At 60.1% G+C, this 12,981-nt stretch carries 16 protein-coding genes; 9 read left to right on the top strand and 7 right to left on the bottom strand.

All coding sequences use genetic code 11. The features are described from left to right. The first annotated feature begins 2 nt into the window (after positions 1 to 2). Positions 3 to 593 (top strand): hypothetical protein, encoded by a 591-nt coding sequence (locus J3P73_RS34075; protein ID WP_024320328.1) that lies wholly within the window; start codon positions 3 to 5, stop codon positions 591 to 593. Positions 594 to 625: 32 nt separating this feature from the next. Then, positions 626 to 958, top strand: coding sequence for a hypothetical protein (locus J3P73_RS34070; RefSeq protein ID WP_130687200.1), 333 nt, complete (start codon positions 626 to 628; stop codon positions 956 to 958). Positions 959 to 1,321: 363 nt separating this feature from the next. Here J3P73_RS34070 and J3P73_RS34065 read toward each other — a convergent pair whose 3' ends face one another. From J3P73_RS34065 to J3P73_RS34040, 6 genes are all read right to left on the bottom strand, one after another. Then, positions 1,322 to 1,783, bottom strand: coding sequence for a MarR family winged helix-turn-helix transcriptional regulator (locus J3P73_RS34065; protein WP_075223826.1), 462 nt, complete (start codon positions 1,781 to 1,783; stop codon positions 1,322 to 1,324). A gap of 84 nt (positions 1,784 to 1,867) precedes the next feature. Next, positions 1,868 to 2,584: an SDR family oxidoreductase gene (locus J3P73_RS34060; RefSeq protein WP_130658007.1), complete on the bottom strand. Its 717-nt coding sequence runs from the start codon at positions 2,582 to 2,584 to the stop codon at positions 1,868 to 1,870. A gap of 67 nt (positions 2,585 to 2,651) precedes the next feature. Further along, positions 2,652 to 3,026: a hypothetical protein gene (locus J3P73_RS34055; protein ID WP_075223794.1), complete on the bottom strand. Its 375-nt coding sequence runs from the start codon at positions 3,024 to 3,026 to the stop codon at positions 2,652 to 2,654. 24 nt (positions 3,027 to 3,050) lie between these two features. Then, the gene (locus J3P73_RS34050) at positions 3,051 to 3,932 is read right to left on the bottom strand and encodes an NmrA family NAD(P)-binding protein (protein ID WP_130720405.1); all 882 of its coding nucleotides are present in this window, start codon (positions 3,930 to 3,932) and stop codon (positions 3,051 to 3,053) included. A gap of 320 nt (positions 3,933 to 4,252) precedes the next feature. Beyond that, entirely contained in the window at positions 4,253 to 4,849 is a 597-nt protein-coding gene (locus tag J3P73_RS34045; RefSeq protein WP_130687205.1) for a mobile mystery protein B, read from the bottom strand. Then, complete coding sequence (locus J3P73_RS34040) at positions 4,846 to 5,307, bottom strand: mobile mystery protein A (RefSeq protein WP_018070657.1); 462 nt, start codon at positions 5,305 to 5,307, stop codon at positions 4,846 to 4,848. Before J3P73_RS34040 ends, J3P73_RS34045 begins: the two co-directional genes overlap by 4 nt. A gap of 456 nt (positions 5,308 to 5,763) precedes the next feature. Between J3P73_RS34040 and J3P73_RS34035 the strand changes: the two genes are divergently transcribed. The 7 genes from J3P73_RS34035 (at position 5,764) to J3P73_RS34005 (ending at position 11,773) form a co-directional block, all read left to right on the top strand. Next, positions 5,764 to 6,204: an acetyl-CoA carboxylase biotin carboxyl carrier protein gene (locus J3P73_RS34035; protein WP_075223825.1), complete on the top strand. Its 441-nt coding sequence runs from the start codon at positions 5,764 to 5,766 to the stop codon at positions 6,202 to 6,204. Next, positions 6,204 to 7,589: an acetyl-CoA carboxylase biotin carboxylase subunit gene (locus J3P73_RS34030; RefSeq protein ID WP_130690300.1), complete on the top strand. Its 1,386-nt coding sequence runs from the start codon at positions 6,204 to 6,206 to the stop codon at positions 7,587 to 7,589. The genes J3P73_RS34035 and J3P73_RS34030 overlap by 1 nt, the downstream gene beginning before the upstream one ends. Beyond that, the gene (locus J3P73_RS34025) at positions 7,586 to 8,008 is read left to right on the top strand and encodes an acetyl-CoA carboxylase (protein WP_207580125.1); all 423 of its coding nucleotides are present in this window, start codon (positions 7,586 to 7,588) and stop codon (positions 8,006 to 8,008) included. The genes J3P73_RS34030 and J3P73_RS34025 overlap by 4 nt, the downstream gene beginning before the upstream one ends. Further along, entirely contained in the window at positions 8,005 to 8,712 is a 708-nt protein-coding gene (gene pxpB / locus J3P73_RS34020) for a 5-oxoprolinase subunit PxpB (protein ID WP_018070661.1), read from the top strand. The genes J3P73_RS34025 and pxpB overlap by 4 nt, the downstream gene beginning before the upstream one ends. After that, positions 8,709 to 9,704 carry a 5-oxoprolinase subunit C family protein gene (locus J3P73_RS34015; RefSeq protein ID WP_207580124.1) on the top strand — a complete coding sequence of 332 codons (996 nt, stop codon included), beginning with the start codon at positions 8,709 to 8,711 and terminating at the stop codon, positions 9,702 to 9,704. Before pxpB ends, J3P73_RS34015 begins: the two co-directional genes overlap by 4 nt. 37 nt (positions 9,705 to 9,741) lie before the next feature. Next, positions 9,742 to 10,509, top strand: a complete 768-nt coding sequence (locus tag J3P73_RS34010) for a 5-oxoprolinase subunit PxpA (protein ID WP_207580123.1) — start codon at positions 9,742 to 9,744, stop codon at positions 10,507 to 10,509. A 61-nt stretch (positions 10,510 to 10,570) separates the two neighbouring features. Next, positions 10,571 to 11,773 (top strand): pyridoxal phosphate-dependent aminotransferase, encoded by a 1,203-nt coding sequence (locus J3P73_RS34005; RefSeq protein WP_207580122.1) that lies wholly within the window; start codon positions 10,571 to 10,573, stop codon positions 11,771 to 11,773. Between the two features lie 94 nt (positions 11,774 to 11,867). On the opposite strand, the gene nac is transcribed toward J3P73_RS34005, so the two are convergent. Further along, positions 11,868 to 12,827 carry a nitrogen assimilation transcriptional regulator NAC gene (gene nac / locus J3P73_RS34000; protein ID WP_130662887.1) on the bottom strand — a complete coding sequence of 320 codons (960 nt, stop codon included), beginning with the start codon at positions 12,825 to 12,827 and terminating at the stop codon, positions 11,868 to 11,870. Between the last annotated feature and the right edge of the window lie 154 nt (positions 12,828 to 12,981).

The raw sequence follows: 12,981 nt of genomic DNA, 5'->3' as shown, positions 1-12,981 counted from the left end.
AGATGGAGGGAGACGTGGCAGACGAAGAAACTTTACTCGGAGTATCAGCGGTATATCTGTTTGGGCGTGAACTCAGTGATCTGATCATTAGAGGCAGCGTCTACGGGTCTCTCAAGATACCTAAAACAGGAAAAAACAATTTTCTGAGGCGCCAGCTTGGTTCGGACGAGGCCACTCTCGCGCGAATCTATGCGTTCTCTTTCGAGGGAGTTTTCGTTGAACTGGGGCGGCCGGCAATCTTCATTGTGCACGGCTCCGGCGCGGATCCCGATGGTCCCCCTCCGAGCTCCCTCAGGTATGACAGCTTGTCTCGGTCCCCTGGTTCAAGCGCCCGAACGGGTCTCGGTTCCCAAATTGGAGCTCTCGCTAGGGAGATGAGGGTCTGGATCTATGACAAGGCCGATCTCTCGATGAGACTCGATGCCGAAACGGGAACCCTTGAGCAAATCCTGCTCTCGGCCGAGGTTTCGGCCGATCCCAGAGGAACGGCGAGCGGCGGAATGTCCCGATCGGGCGGCGCCCTGTCCCGCTCCGGCGGCGTGATGTCAAGATCAGGCGGGTTCATACCTCGCAGATCGGGCGATAATGATTGATCTACTGATAGGGACGGACCAGGGAGGCCAACATGTCCGAGGATAAGGCTGAAGTAGAGGTTAAAATTGATAATTTAGACCCGGACCCTGTGGAGGCTCCGTTATTTGCAAACAAGAATTTCAAAATCGTGGGCCATGGCTTTAGCAACAAAGATCTCGATGTATATATATCAACCGACAAAGGAGGCAGTAATAAAATTTCAGAAATAAAAGTGTCGATTGATGGTCATACTACAATTACAGACGATTTTTTGATGGTAGTTGCCAAGCCAGAGCTTGGCGCTCCGATGGGGAGAGTGTTGTGGGTCGCCATAAAACTGAAAGGTAAATTTCAAGACGCTCGAGAAGGATTCAAAGTCGTCTAATTTTCGGGAGATCACGTCCATAGCGGGCTGACGGTCTCCGACGCCGCCGGCCACTGCCTGCTGCGTCGGCGTCTCGATGCATACCCCCAACCCGCTGCCTTGGCCGCGTCGTTCGCCGCAGCCGATCGACCTGCGACGGAGAAGCGCCGCGGTAAAGTGTAGATCATCCCGGACGCGGCGCTTTCGAAAGCGCTTTGCTGTTCCGTGGATTCATTTCATCTCGCCGGTAAAAATTATAAGTGATTTGCGGAAGCGTCGAGCGAGACACGAGTGCGGTCGCGGGTCCGAGGCCCATCAAGAGCGTTGTGTCGTCTACCGTTCACGCGGGAACAGCCCCGTTCCGAAGACCGGGTGAGACCTGCGTCAATCGCCCGAAGACATCGCAGAGTGTTTGCCGACCACGATCCCGTTCAGCTCAGTTCGAAGTGAGGCTACGTTTGCTGCACCGTTAAGGTTCGCAAACTCTTGCTGGGCCGCAAGCCAGAGGGGCGATGCCCTTTCGTGCAGGAGACGGCCTTCAAGCGTCAGTTCGATGACCCGGTAGCGGCCATCGGTCGGCGAGGGCTTCATGGAGACAAAGCCGTCTCTCTCCAGGAAACCGACCATCTTCCCCATTGCCGTGCGTTCAACATCGAGGCGCTCGGCCAGCGCGATGACGGTCGCGCTTTCAGCCTCAGCCAGAGCGGCGAGGATGAGGAACTGGGTGATGCGCAGCCCGACCGGTTCGAGGTGAGCGTCATAGAGGCGGGTGATCTGGCGGCTCGCCTTACGCATGGCGTTGCAATTGCACTGGTCGATTCCCAGAGGCTGATTTGCCGACAACATTTCCGTTCCTTTCAAATCCATTCTCCGGGCGTCTTCACACAGCCCGCGGAAGACGCCATCCTTTATTGCCATCGCGCCGGCTATTCAGAACAATCCCGGCGGGGGTGTGATGTAGCCGGGAACCTCGTCCGCCAAGGTGCTCTTTAACAGAACCGTGCCCTTGTCGGCCATGACCTCGCTCTTTCCGGCGGACAGTGCGTCATACGTCTGTATTGCCACGTTCACCGGGCTGGTCTTCGGCACGTCGATACCGTTCGTCAAATCCGTGTCCAGGAAGCCGACGTGAAGAGCGAGCACCTGGATGCTGCGGCCCGCAAGGTGGAACCGTAACTGGTTCGTATAGCTCCAGGCGGCGGCCTTCGACGCGGCATATGGTGTCAGATAGGGCCGTGGCAGCCATACGATATCAGAAAGGACGTTGATAATGGCGGCACGGGGCACTTTGGAAAGGCCAGGCTCGAACGCCTGTGTGACGCGCGCCACGCCATAGTAATTGGTGTCAAACAACGCCTTCGATTGAGCCTCGAAATCGACCGCCAAGGGATTGTCGATCAGGGCGGCAATACCTGCATTGTTGATCAGAATCGTTGTATCTGCTGCAGCCTCGGCTGCGGCGGCGACCGAGGCCGGATCGGTGACGTCGATGCGGATTGGCACGACACCGGGTTCGTCGAAGCCTTTTGTGTTGCGCATGCCTGCGTAGACCTTCTTTGCTCCGCGCCGGACGGCCTCGCGTGCGAAGGCCAGACCTAGGCCGCGATTGGCACCTGTAATGAAGATCGTTTCGTTGTTGATTTCCATGACACGCCTCCTTGTTAGGTTAGTGGCCGATCCGCTACTCCGGCGGAGGCCAAATGAGCTGTTGAATTCAGAGGAAAAGCTGCTTGGGCAACTGACCGGATAGCGCGCCTTTGAGGTGGTCGGCGAGCGACACAACGGCATGGACCGGGGCCATACGGACGCTTACGCGCGGTATGGAGCCATCCGGGTGGCGATCGATGATGACGGTCGCATTCAGGCGTTCGCCGCTGGTCAATAGCGCTTCATATTCCAGAAACGTCCGCGAACCGACGATCTCCATAAAGGTCGGGGTTTGCTCGACGTAGAAAGTGCCGACGGCATCTACGACACGCCGGATTTCTTCCCGACCGATCACCGGTCCACGCAGCACGGAACTGATCAGTTCCGCTTCTGCGGTCAGGTCGTCTAGGAATGGATGGCGTTCTTGGTGAGTGCTCGACATAGCCGTTACTCCTGGCTTTCGCCTTCACTGGAAGGCGTCACGGTTCTTGGCGATGAATTCCGGTACGGAGAGGGCAGGGGTTCCGGTCACGCGCTCGACGACGTCGTTGGTGCCGGAAAAGACGCCCTCGCGGTAGTTCTGAGCGACTTCGACTAGGTGCTGCACGAGGAAGGGCGGAAACTTGTAGAGCGTCTCCATCTTGTCTTTAAAGGCTTCGATCGAGGCCGGCGCGTATTCGATCTTGGCTCCCAGAACATCACTCATTGCTGCGGCGATCTCTGTGTGGTTCATTTCGACGGGGCCGTGAAGGGTATAAATCTCGCCTTCATGGCCTTCCGGCTTTGCCAGCAGATGGGCGATTACACGCCCCTGGTCATCCGAGCTAATCGGTGCATGGCGGCCGTTCTCGAAAGGGAATTCGATTTTCTTGGCCGCCCAGATCTCCCTTGCAAAATGCGGATAGACGAGCCAATCGGCAAAGAAGGTTGGACGCAGATGCGTGGTTGGGACGCCTGACCAGTCGAAGACGCGCTCCGAAATCCAATGATCCTGCGCTGCGTGGCTGGTGGATTCTCGACGTGCCGAGATCTGCGACATGTTTACAATCGCGGAGAGGCCGGCTTCCTTCGCCGCCTGCGCGAAGTAGGCAGCTGCACTAAGAATTCCGGGCGCGATTGGGTGAAGAAAGTATGCAGATCGAATACCCTCCATCGCCGCACGAATGTCGTCGATGTCAGTGAAATCGCCAACCGCGATTTCGACGCCGCGCTTCCGCAGTGCTTTCGCGCGGTCGTCGTCCGAGCGAACATAGGCTCGGACCTTTTTGCCTAGTTGAAGAAGCTCGTCGATAGCAGCGCCGCCGGTCCGCCCGGTTGCCCCGCTGACCAGGATATCTGTCTTGCTCATTGCCATATCTCCTTATTGAGAGCATATGCTCGTATTTGCTAACAGATAGGAGCATATGCTTTCATTGTCAAGCATGACTTCCAGCCGCGATATTCTGAAGCGTGCCTGCAACGCCTGACCGATCGCCAAGCCGGCAGCACCGAAGGCAAGTGGACGTTTCCTGAAGCAAAGATTGCCGAGTGAAAAGCTGGCCACGACTTGGCAAGCGAAAGGGTGACCGCATTTTATACGCACTGATCCGCTGATTTCGTTCGAAAAGCGTCTTGTGGCGTAAATGGTCGACGGTTCAGATACTATCAAGGCGAACGATACGCCGCTTCTCAGGTGCGCGCGAATTCTAGCAGCGGCGCGATATCATGGTTGTCTGCTGCGCGAAGGGCCACGACGTAGCGAGTGCGCAGTTCACCGACATCGGCCAGAGTTTCGCCGCCCCAACTGAAACGCTCGCCGCCAAGGCGTTCGATCAGAAGATCGGCCGCCAAGCGAGCGTGACGGCCATTTCCGTTTGGAAACGGGTGGATCGCGACCAGGCGATGGTGAAACCTGATCGCAATTTCATCCGACGGAAATGCCTCATGCCCAACCCAATAGCCGACGTCGCTTAACAGGCTCGCGAGCTCCACTCCGATGCGGTAGGCTTGGACGCCGATGTTGCGCTCGGTCGTTCGGAAAGTGCCGGCCCATTCCCAGACGTCGCCAAACATCCGCTTGTGCAGTGTTCGCATGAAGTCCTCGCTGAGCATTCGCTCAAGCGATACGCGCCGGCGACCGCGCGCCCAGGCCGCACCCTCGACGATGCTTTCCTGCTCCGCCTCGTTGAGATCACGGCGGTGCGTGATCCAGGTCTGAAGCAGTCCCTCTCGCTCTTGCGGTTCAAGGGGTGTTGCGTCCTCAGGCTCCTGAAACAGGTCCGTCATGTCTCGTTCCAGAGGTCGCGCTCGGAGAGCCTGTCGCGAATGTATGTCTGGACGCGGGATTCGAAGTCTGCTTCATCTGTGTCCTGAGCTTCGAGCCGCATCGTATGCGCGACACGCTGAAGCTCACGTGTTGCGATCTTCCTTGCGCGCCCCTCGATGACAGTCTCAAGTGAACTGTTTGGAACGAGGGCGTAGACGAGAGTGCAATCCAGCGCCTCAGCTGCGCGACGTAAGGTATTGAGTTGGATCGTGCCTGCGGCTTCCGACTTCTCGATGGCTTCAACAGTTTGAGGTCGCACGCCAATGCGTGCGCCGAGTTGCGCGCCCGTCATTCCGAGTGCGTCGCGTAGTGCGCGCACCCATCCCTTCGGCGGCGCCCTGAACCGGTCGATCGGGTGGAGCGCTCGAAGTCGTTCATCAAGGCGCAGGCGCCCCCTCTTTCGACTGTCACTCTTCATCCATTGCCCTCAGACGGTAAGCTGATCATGAGACAATAAATATCAGCATACAGTCTGATTATCAATCCACATGACTCAGTCTACAATATGATTACAGGATCTAAGTATCATGCTGTAATCTGCGAATCGATTATCTAAAATCAGGCTGGAGTCTGTCGGATATCGTTTTGCTCGAGTGGGATAGTGGCGGGAATTGGCCGTGTTGTTGGGGGAGGAATACCTTGGTCTCGTCATGCCGGTTGGCAACGTCGGTCACGCCAGCGGAATTCGGTGGCCGCTGCTGCCGTCGAGGGAAATTCGCGAGCGTTCGGTGATATGTTTCCATGGGCGCAGGTCACGCTCCATCAAAACTTCGTCTGACCCCATCAGTCGGCGCGTCGTGCTACGAAAATGACAACGCCGGGCGATCTGAAACTTCAGCTATGCGCGGTGGAATTTGAAATTCCGAGCACGCATATGGACCTCTCGAAGATCAAGACGCTGATCGACTTTGTCGGACGATCGAACATTACCGAGCTGACGGTGACGGAGAAGGACGTGACGGTTCGGATCTTCCGCGCGTCGCAGGGTCAGGAGGCTGCTGCCGAGCCCGAGCAAGAGGCAGGATCGACGACAAGCCTTGGCAATGATGCTGGCACCGATACGCCTTCGAGGCATGAGAAAACCTATGCGGTGAAGGCGCCGGTCTTCGGCGTTCTGCATCGGACCCCGGCGCCCGGGGAGCTACCATTCGTCACGATCGGTGACGAGGTGGAAGAGGGGCAGACGCTTTTCATCATCGAGGCGATGAAGGTCTTCAACACGATCGCTGCGCCGCGGTCGGGGCGCATCACGCATCTCACCGAAATCGACGATGGCGAGGTCGAGACCGGCGATCTGCTCGCGGAGATTGCATGATGCTGGAAACGCCTGAACAGTCTGCGGCAGGCCGCTTCGATACCGTCCTGATCGCCAATCGCGGCGAAATCGCAGTCCGGATCCAGCGCGCCTGCCGCGAGCTCGGTCTGAAGACGGTCGCCATCTGCTCCGAGGCTGACAGGGAAGCGCCCTACGGCAGCACCGCAGACAGCCTTCTCTGCATCGGCCCGTCGAGTGCTGCCAAGAGCTATCTCAATCAGGATGCCATCCTTCTGGCGGCGCGTCTGGCCGGCGCCGGCGCCATCCATCCGGGTTACGGCTTTCTATCGGAAAACGCCGCCTTCGCCGACGCCGCCGAAAAGGCGGGATTGACCTTCATCGGTCCGACCTCGTCCTCGATTGCCATCTTGGGCGACAAGATCTCTGCAAAGCGGGCGATGATGGCAGCCGGCGTCCCCTGCGTTCCCGGTCCGGATACCGCGCTGCCCGACGACCCCGCCACGATCGAGCGCATAGCGCTCGAAATCGGATATCCCGTCATCATCAAGGCAGCCGGCGGCGGCGGCGGACGCGGCATGCGCGTCGTGCCAAAGGCCGACGTGCTGCATGAAGCAATTGCGCTGACGCGGGAAGAGGCCCGCAAGGCCTTCGGCTCACCTTCGCTCTACATGGAGAAATTCTTAGAGCATCCGCGCCACATCGAGATACAGGTCATTTGCGACGATCACGGCAATGCCGTGTGGCTGGGGCACCGGGATTGCTCGATGCAGCGCCGCCATCAGAAAGTGGTTGAGGAGGCGCCGGCGGCGGGAATTGTGCCCGATATCATCCAGCCGGTCGGCATGGCCTGCGTGCAGGCCTGCCTTCAAATCGGCTACCGGGGTGTCGGAACCTTCGAATTCCTCTACGAGGACGGTGCTTTCTATTTCATCGAGATGAATACGCGACTTCAGGTCGAACATCCCGTCACCGAGATGACGAGCGGTGTCGATATCGTCCAGGCGCAGATAAAGGCAGCTCAGGGCCACGTTCTTGATCTCAACCAAGGCGACGTGACATGCGAAGGCCATTCCTTCGAATGCCGCATCAACGCCGAGGACCCGGATAGCTTCCTGCCCTCGGCGGGTGTCGTCACCCATCTGGCTTTGCCCACGGGGCCGGGCATCCGCGTCGATACGCATATTCATGCCGGCTACAAGGTCTCGCCCTATTACGATTCGCTGATCGCCAAACTGATCGTCCATGCGCCGACGCGGGCGGAAGCGATGGCAAGAATGCGCGAGGCGCTTGCCGGCACGGAAGTCGAGGGGATTTCCACCAATATCCCCTTCCTGCGCGCCCTGTTCGAGGACGGCGCATTCGCGCAGGGCGAGACGGACATTCATTATCTCGAACAATGGCTGAAGCTGCGGAGGGCGGCATGAGCGCGATCGATTTCAGCGATCCGGCAACCATCGCATTCCTCACCGAGGCGCTGACGGCCGCCGGTGTGGACGGTCTCGAAATCTCCCGGCCGGGCGGACAGCTTCGCATCGTCGTCGCCGAAAAAGGCGGCGCCCGGATCAGCTCGACCGACGCCCCGCCCCGTGCTCCCGGTTTGACATCGGCTGTCGTGAAGGCGCCAATGGCGGGCCGCTTCTGCCTCGATCATCCGGCGTCCGCTGTACCGCAAAAACTGCCGCGCTCCGTATCCGATGCAGATATCGTCGGGTTCGTCGGGGTAGGGCATATCCTGCTTCCCTTTCGCGCCGGCCGTTCCGGTGTTTTGATCAGGCTGCTCGCCGAGCCCGGAGCACTGGTCGGCTTTGGCGATTCTCTGTTCGAAATCGAGCTCCCATCATGATCGCCACGACGAACAGACATGCATCGCAACGCGAGATCGTTCCGGCCACCAAAAGCCGGGCGCGGGTTTCCTCGATCGGCGCCAGATCCTTCCTGCTCGAGGCGCCCGGCGACTTCGATCTCGTCGCGCAGCGGCGGATCTGGGCTCTGTCCCAGAGCGTGAAAGGCTGGCCGGACCTTGCCGAAAACATTCCGGGCATGACCAACCTGCTGGTGATCTTCAAGGAGACGCCCGAAGATCCGGATGCGGTGGTCGCCCGGCTGCTGGAGGCATGGGAGAATGCGCGCAGCATCGATCTCAACGGCAAGACCATCGAGATCCCCGTCGATTATGGCGGCGAATATGCGACGGATCTTCCGGCCCTTTGTAATCTCTCGGGCTTGAGCGACCGCGAGGTCGTCCGCATCCATCATGAAGCGACCTACCGTGTCTTCGCCTTGGGCAGCGCTCCCGGCTTCGGCTATCTGCATGGTCTCGATCCGCGCATCTACATGCCGCGAAAGACCGTGCCCTCGCTGAAAATGCCGAAGGGCTGCGTCACCATCGGCGGCATGCAGACCGGCGTCGCCATGCTCACAGGTCCGAATGGCTGGAATTCCATCGGCTTCGCGGCACTTGAGATGTTCGACCCCGCCTCATCGAGACCCGCCATGATGGCGCCTGGAGATACGGTGCGGTTCCTGCCGGCGAGGATCGAGCTATGATCGAGATCTTGGAAAGCGGTCCGTTCAACACGGTGCAGGACCTTGGCCGCCCCGGCTATCGCGATATCGGCGTATCGGCCAGCGGTGCGATGGATCCGCTTGCGGTCCGCATCGGCAACATTCTCGTCGGCAATGATGAAAATGCCGCCGCGATAGAGGTGCAGACCTTCCCGTTCAGCCTGCGTTTCGAGCGACGCGTGGTCTTTGCCGTGACCGGCGCCGACGGCAATCCTCATCTTAGCGGAATGGAACTGCTTGCCTGGTGCGCTTACATCGCGGAGCCCGGACAGGTTCTCGAACTGAAACAGCCTCCACGGCTGGCGCGCTCCTATATTTCGGTCGGAGGCGGGCTGGATATCCCCGTTGTCATGGGTTCGCGAAGCACGTCGCTGCGCGGCAGCTTCGGCGGCAATGCCGGCCGGCCTCTGGCGAAGGGCGATCGGATCGCGGTCGGCGAGGACGCAGAGATCGCCATGCTGCCAGCCTCGGGTCTCGCCGTCGTCGAACCGGCCGTGGCACTGCGCGATGTCTTCCCGGCTGCTGTCGACGGCACGCTGCCGATCCGCGCCTTGCCTGCCGGTGAGCACGATCTTTTCGCAGGCGATGGCGAAGCTTTCTGGAGCCAGACCTGGAGGATTTCCTCCCGAAGCGACCGGACGGGCTACCGCTTATCAGGCGAGCCGATCAAGCCGACGGCGTCCATCGAGATGCGTTCCCACGGCGTCGTGCCCGGCGTGATCCAGGTTCCGCCCGGCGGCGAACCGATCGTGCAGATGAGCGATGCCAACACTGCCGGCGGCTATCCGAAGATCGCCGGCGTAATCGAATGCGATCTCTGGCGGCTCGGCCAAGCCCGCATCGGCGCCCGCCTGAAGTTCGTTCGCTCGACCCATGCGGAGGCGCGCAAGGTGGAGCAGGCTATCGCCCGCTATGTCGACGACGTCAGGCAGACATCCCGAATGGTCAAGCGCGCCTTGAAGGCGATGGCCTAATGCGTGTCGCACAAGAGGCCGTCAAAAGGAGGAACTGATGAAGATCGATCTGAATTCCGACATGGGCGAAGGATTTGGTCCCTACCGGCTGTGCGACGACGAAGCGATGATGAAACTCGTCTCGTCGGCCAACATCGCCTGCGGTTTCCACGGCGGCGACCCCGATACGATGGGGCGTATGGTCCGGCTTGCGAAACTGAACGGCGTCGGAATCGGCGCGCATCCCGGTTTGCCTGATCGGGCGGGTTTCGGCCGGCGCGAAATACCGTTTTCCGCAGACGAGCTTCGCCAGCAGATGCTCTATCAACTCGGCGCATTGATGGCGATCGCCAAAGCCGAGGGTGTGACTGTCTCCCATATCAGCTTCCACGCCGCCATGGGCAATATGGTCAACCGCGATCCCGTGCTGGCCGACCTGATGATGGATGCGATCGCCACCGTGGACGCCGGCCTCGTCGTCTTCGTCACGTCAGGCAGCGAGATCCAGCAGGCGGCCAGACGCGCGCGGTTGAAGACGCTGGCGCTTTTCCTTGCGGACCGGGCTTATGATGCCCAGGGCAGACTTGTCGCGCGCGGGCTCGCTGGCGCCGTCATCAAGGACGAAGCCTCGGTGCGTGCACGCGTACGACAATTCCTCCTCGAAGGAACCGTCGAGACGATCGACGGAGCGGTGATCGCAATGCCGGCCCGCTCCATTCTCGTCCATAGCGACACACCCGGCGCCTTGGAGCTTGCCGGCATCGTGCGCGGCGAGATCGAAGCCACGGGTGCTGCGCTCGCGCCTGCCGCCGAACTCGCCGATTGATACAATCCTGATCGCCTGCGGGCGGTCTCCCATTCCAATCCCTCATCGAAGGACCATCTTGATGTCCGCTGTATCAGACCGCCTGAAAAACGTCTCCATATCCGCATCCGCCGCCATGACCCAGCGCGCCAGGGAACTGGCCGCCAACGGGATCAAAGTCGTCAGCCTCTCGTCTGGCGAGCCGGATTTCCCCACTCCGGCGCACGCGATCGAAGCGGCTCATGCGGCAGCTCTTGCTGGCGATACGAAATATCCTCCGATGGACGGTACGCCGGCGCTCAAATCCGCCATCATCAGGAAGTTCAAACGGGACAACAATCTCGACTACAAGGCCAGCCAGATCGTCGTCTCGGGCGGCGGCAAGCAGGTGATCTTCAATGCCATGCTGGCAACCTGCAATCCGGGCGACGAGGTCGTCATTCCGACGCCCTCCTGGGTCAGCTATGCGGATATCGTCAAATTCGCCGGCGGCATCCCGGTCGCCGTCCCCTGCCACGAGCAGACCGGCTTCAAGCTGCGTCCCGAGGATCTGGAGGCGGCGATCACGCCGCGCACCAAATGGCTCTTCCTGAATTTCCCGAACAATCCGACCGGGGCGGCTTGCTCCCGGGCGGAGATGGCTGCCATTGCCGAGGTCATGCTGCGTCATCCCAATGTCTGGATCATGACCGACGATATCTACGAACACCTGGTCTATGACGACTTCCAGTTCTGCACGATCGCCGAAGTCGAACCCAGGCTCTATGAGCGCGTCCTGACGATGAACGGCGTTTCCAAGGCTTACGCAATGACAGGCTGGCGGCTCGGCTTTTGCGCCGGGCCGAAAGAGCTGATCTCCGCCGTCAGCAACGTCAACGGGCAGAATGGCGGCGGCATCGCGACGCTGACCCAGGCTGCGGCGACCGCTGCGCTGGACGGGCCTCAGGATCTCTTGAAGGAGCGTGCGGCGATCTACAAGGAAAGACGCGATTTCGTCCTAGACAGATTGTCTGAGGTGGACGGGCTGCGCTGCCACAGGCCCGAAGGCGCCTTTTACATCTATCCCAACATTTCCGGGCTGATCGGCAAGACCAGCAAGGGCGGACGAAAGATCGAGACCGATGTCGATTTCGTCATGGCGCTGGTGGAAGAGCATCATGTCGCGACCGTGCAAGGGGCGGCTTACGGAATGAGCCCCTTTTTCCGTATTTCCTACGCGACCAGCATGGAGAAACTCGGCGAAGGCTGCGCGCGCATAGCTCAATTCTGCAGGGATATGCGCTGATCGGCGACGCGCTTTAGATCTGAATTCAGATCTAAAGCAAAGAAATGGAGCATGATGTCGTCCGAAAACCGCTCACACTTTTCGGCATCATGCTCTAGCTTTTCAACCGCGCCGTCAGCTCGAGAAGGATGTCCCGGACGGCAAGGGCCGGTTCCGACAGCGGATTCTGGTCGGAAACGCACAGCGACAGGGTTTCTTCGATTCGCGGCGAGACGAGCCGGCAGATCAGCGGCTCGCTCGACTCCGATACGATGCGATCGGCGATGGCTTTCGGCATGATCGTCGCGCCGAGGCCGCTGCCCACCGCACGGGCCAGCGTGCGGACGATTTCGACTTCCGCCACGACTTTCAAATTGGTGCGGGTGCGGGTGAAGGCGGTATCGACCGCGCGGCGGACGAAATTATAGGCCGGCGGCAACAGCAGCGGCATCCCGTCGAGGGCATTGACCGGAACGGGTTTCGCATCCGCTTCGATCGCAAAGTCCCGATGCGCGACAAGGAAAAACTCTTCGCTGAGAATCGGCTCGAACCGGACACCCTTGATCGGTCCGGTTCCATGGAGAAGCGCCATCTCCAGCCGGCCGTTCATGATCATCTGGCTATAGGTCTGGCCGACGCTTTCGGTCAGGTGCAGCAGAATACCGGGATGCCGTTTTCGGGTCTCCGCCAGGAGGTCGACCGACAGCGTGGCCGCACTGCTGAAGGGCACGAGGCCGACGGACACACGCCCGGCAAGCGAATTCCCGGCTGCCGACGCATCCGCTTGCGCCTGCTCCATCTGCCGAAGGATAATCTGCGCATGGCGATACACCGCATGTCCCGCATCGGTCATGCTGACGCCCTGCTGGCTGCGGATCAGCAGCTTCTGGCCGAAATGTTCCTCCAGTGCCGCAAGCTGCTGGCTGAGGGCCGGCTGGGCGATGTGCAGAAGGTCCGCCGCTCGCGTGATGCTGCCGCTGTCGACGATCACGATGAAGGATCTGAGGCGTCTGATGTCCATGAGGATCGGGGTACCGTTCTGATCTGCGCGGCTTACATGTTTGCAGACGCGCATTGCTTTTGCAACGCGACGCCGGCGCCAGAACCGGGGACCGCCTGCGGCACGGACGCCGCGAGGCGATGCCCGGCATCAGCTCTGTCTTTTCTTCAGCAGCCTGCGCCCGCTCCATAACCGTTGCTTATTGCTCCAGAGATAATCGGTCTTAGGC

This window comes from Rhizobium ruizarguesonis, from assembly GCF_017357285.1.
In the GTDB taxonomy this organism is placed as follows: Bacteria; Pseudomonadota; Alphaproteobacteria; order Rhizobiales; family Rhizobiaceae; genus Rhizobium; species Rhizobium ruizarguesonis.
Note: the sequence above shows the minus strand (reverse complement) of the source record. Positions and strands in the feature narration are given on the sequence as shown.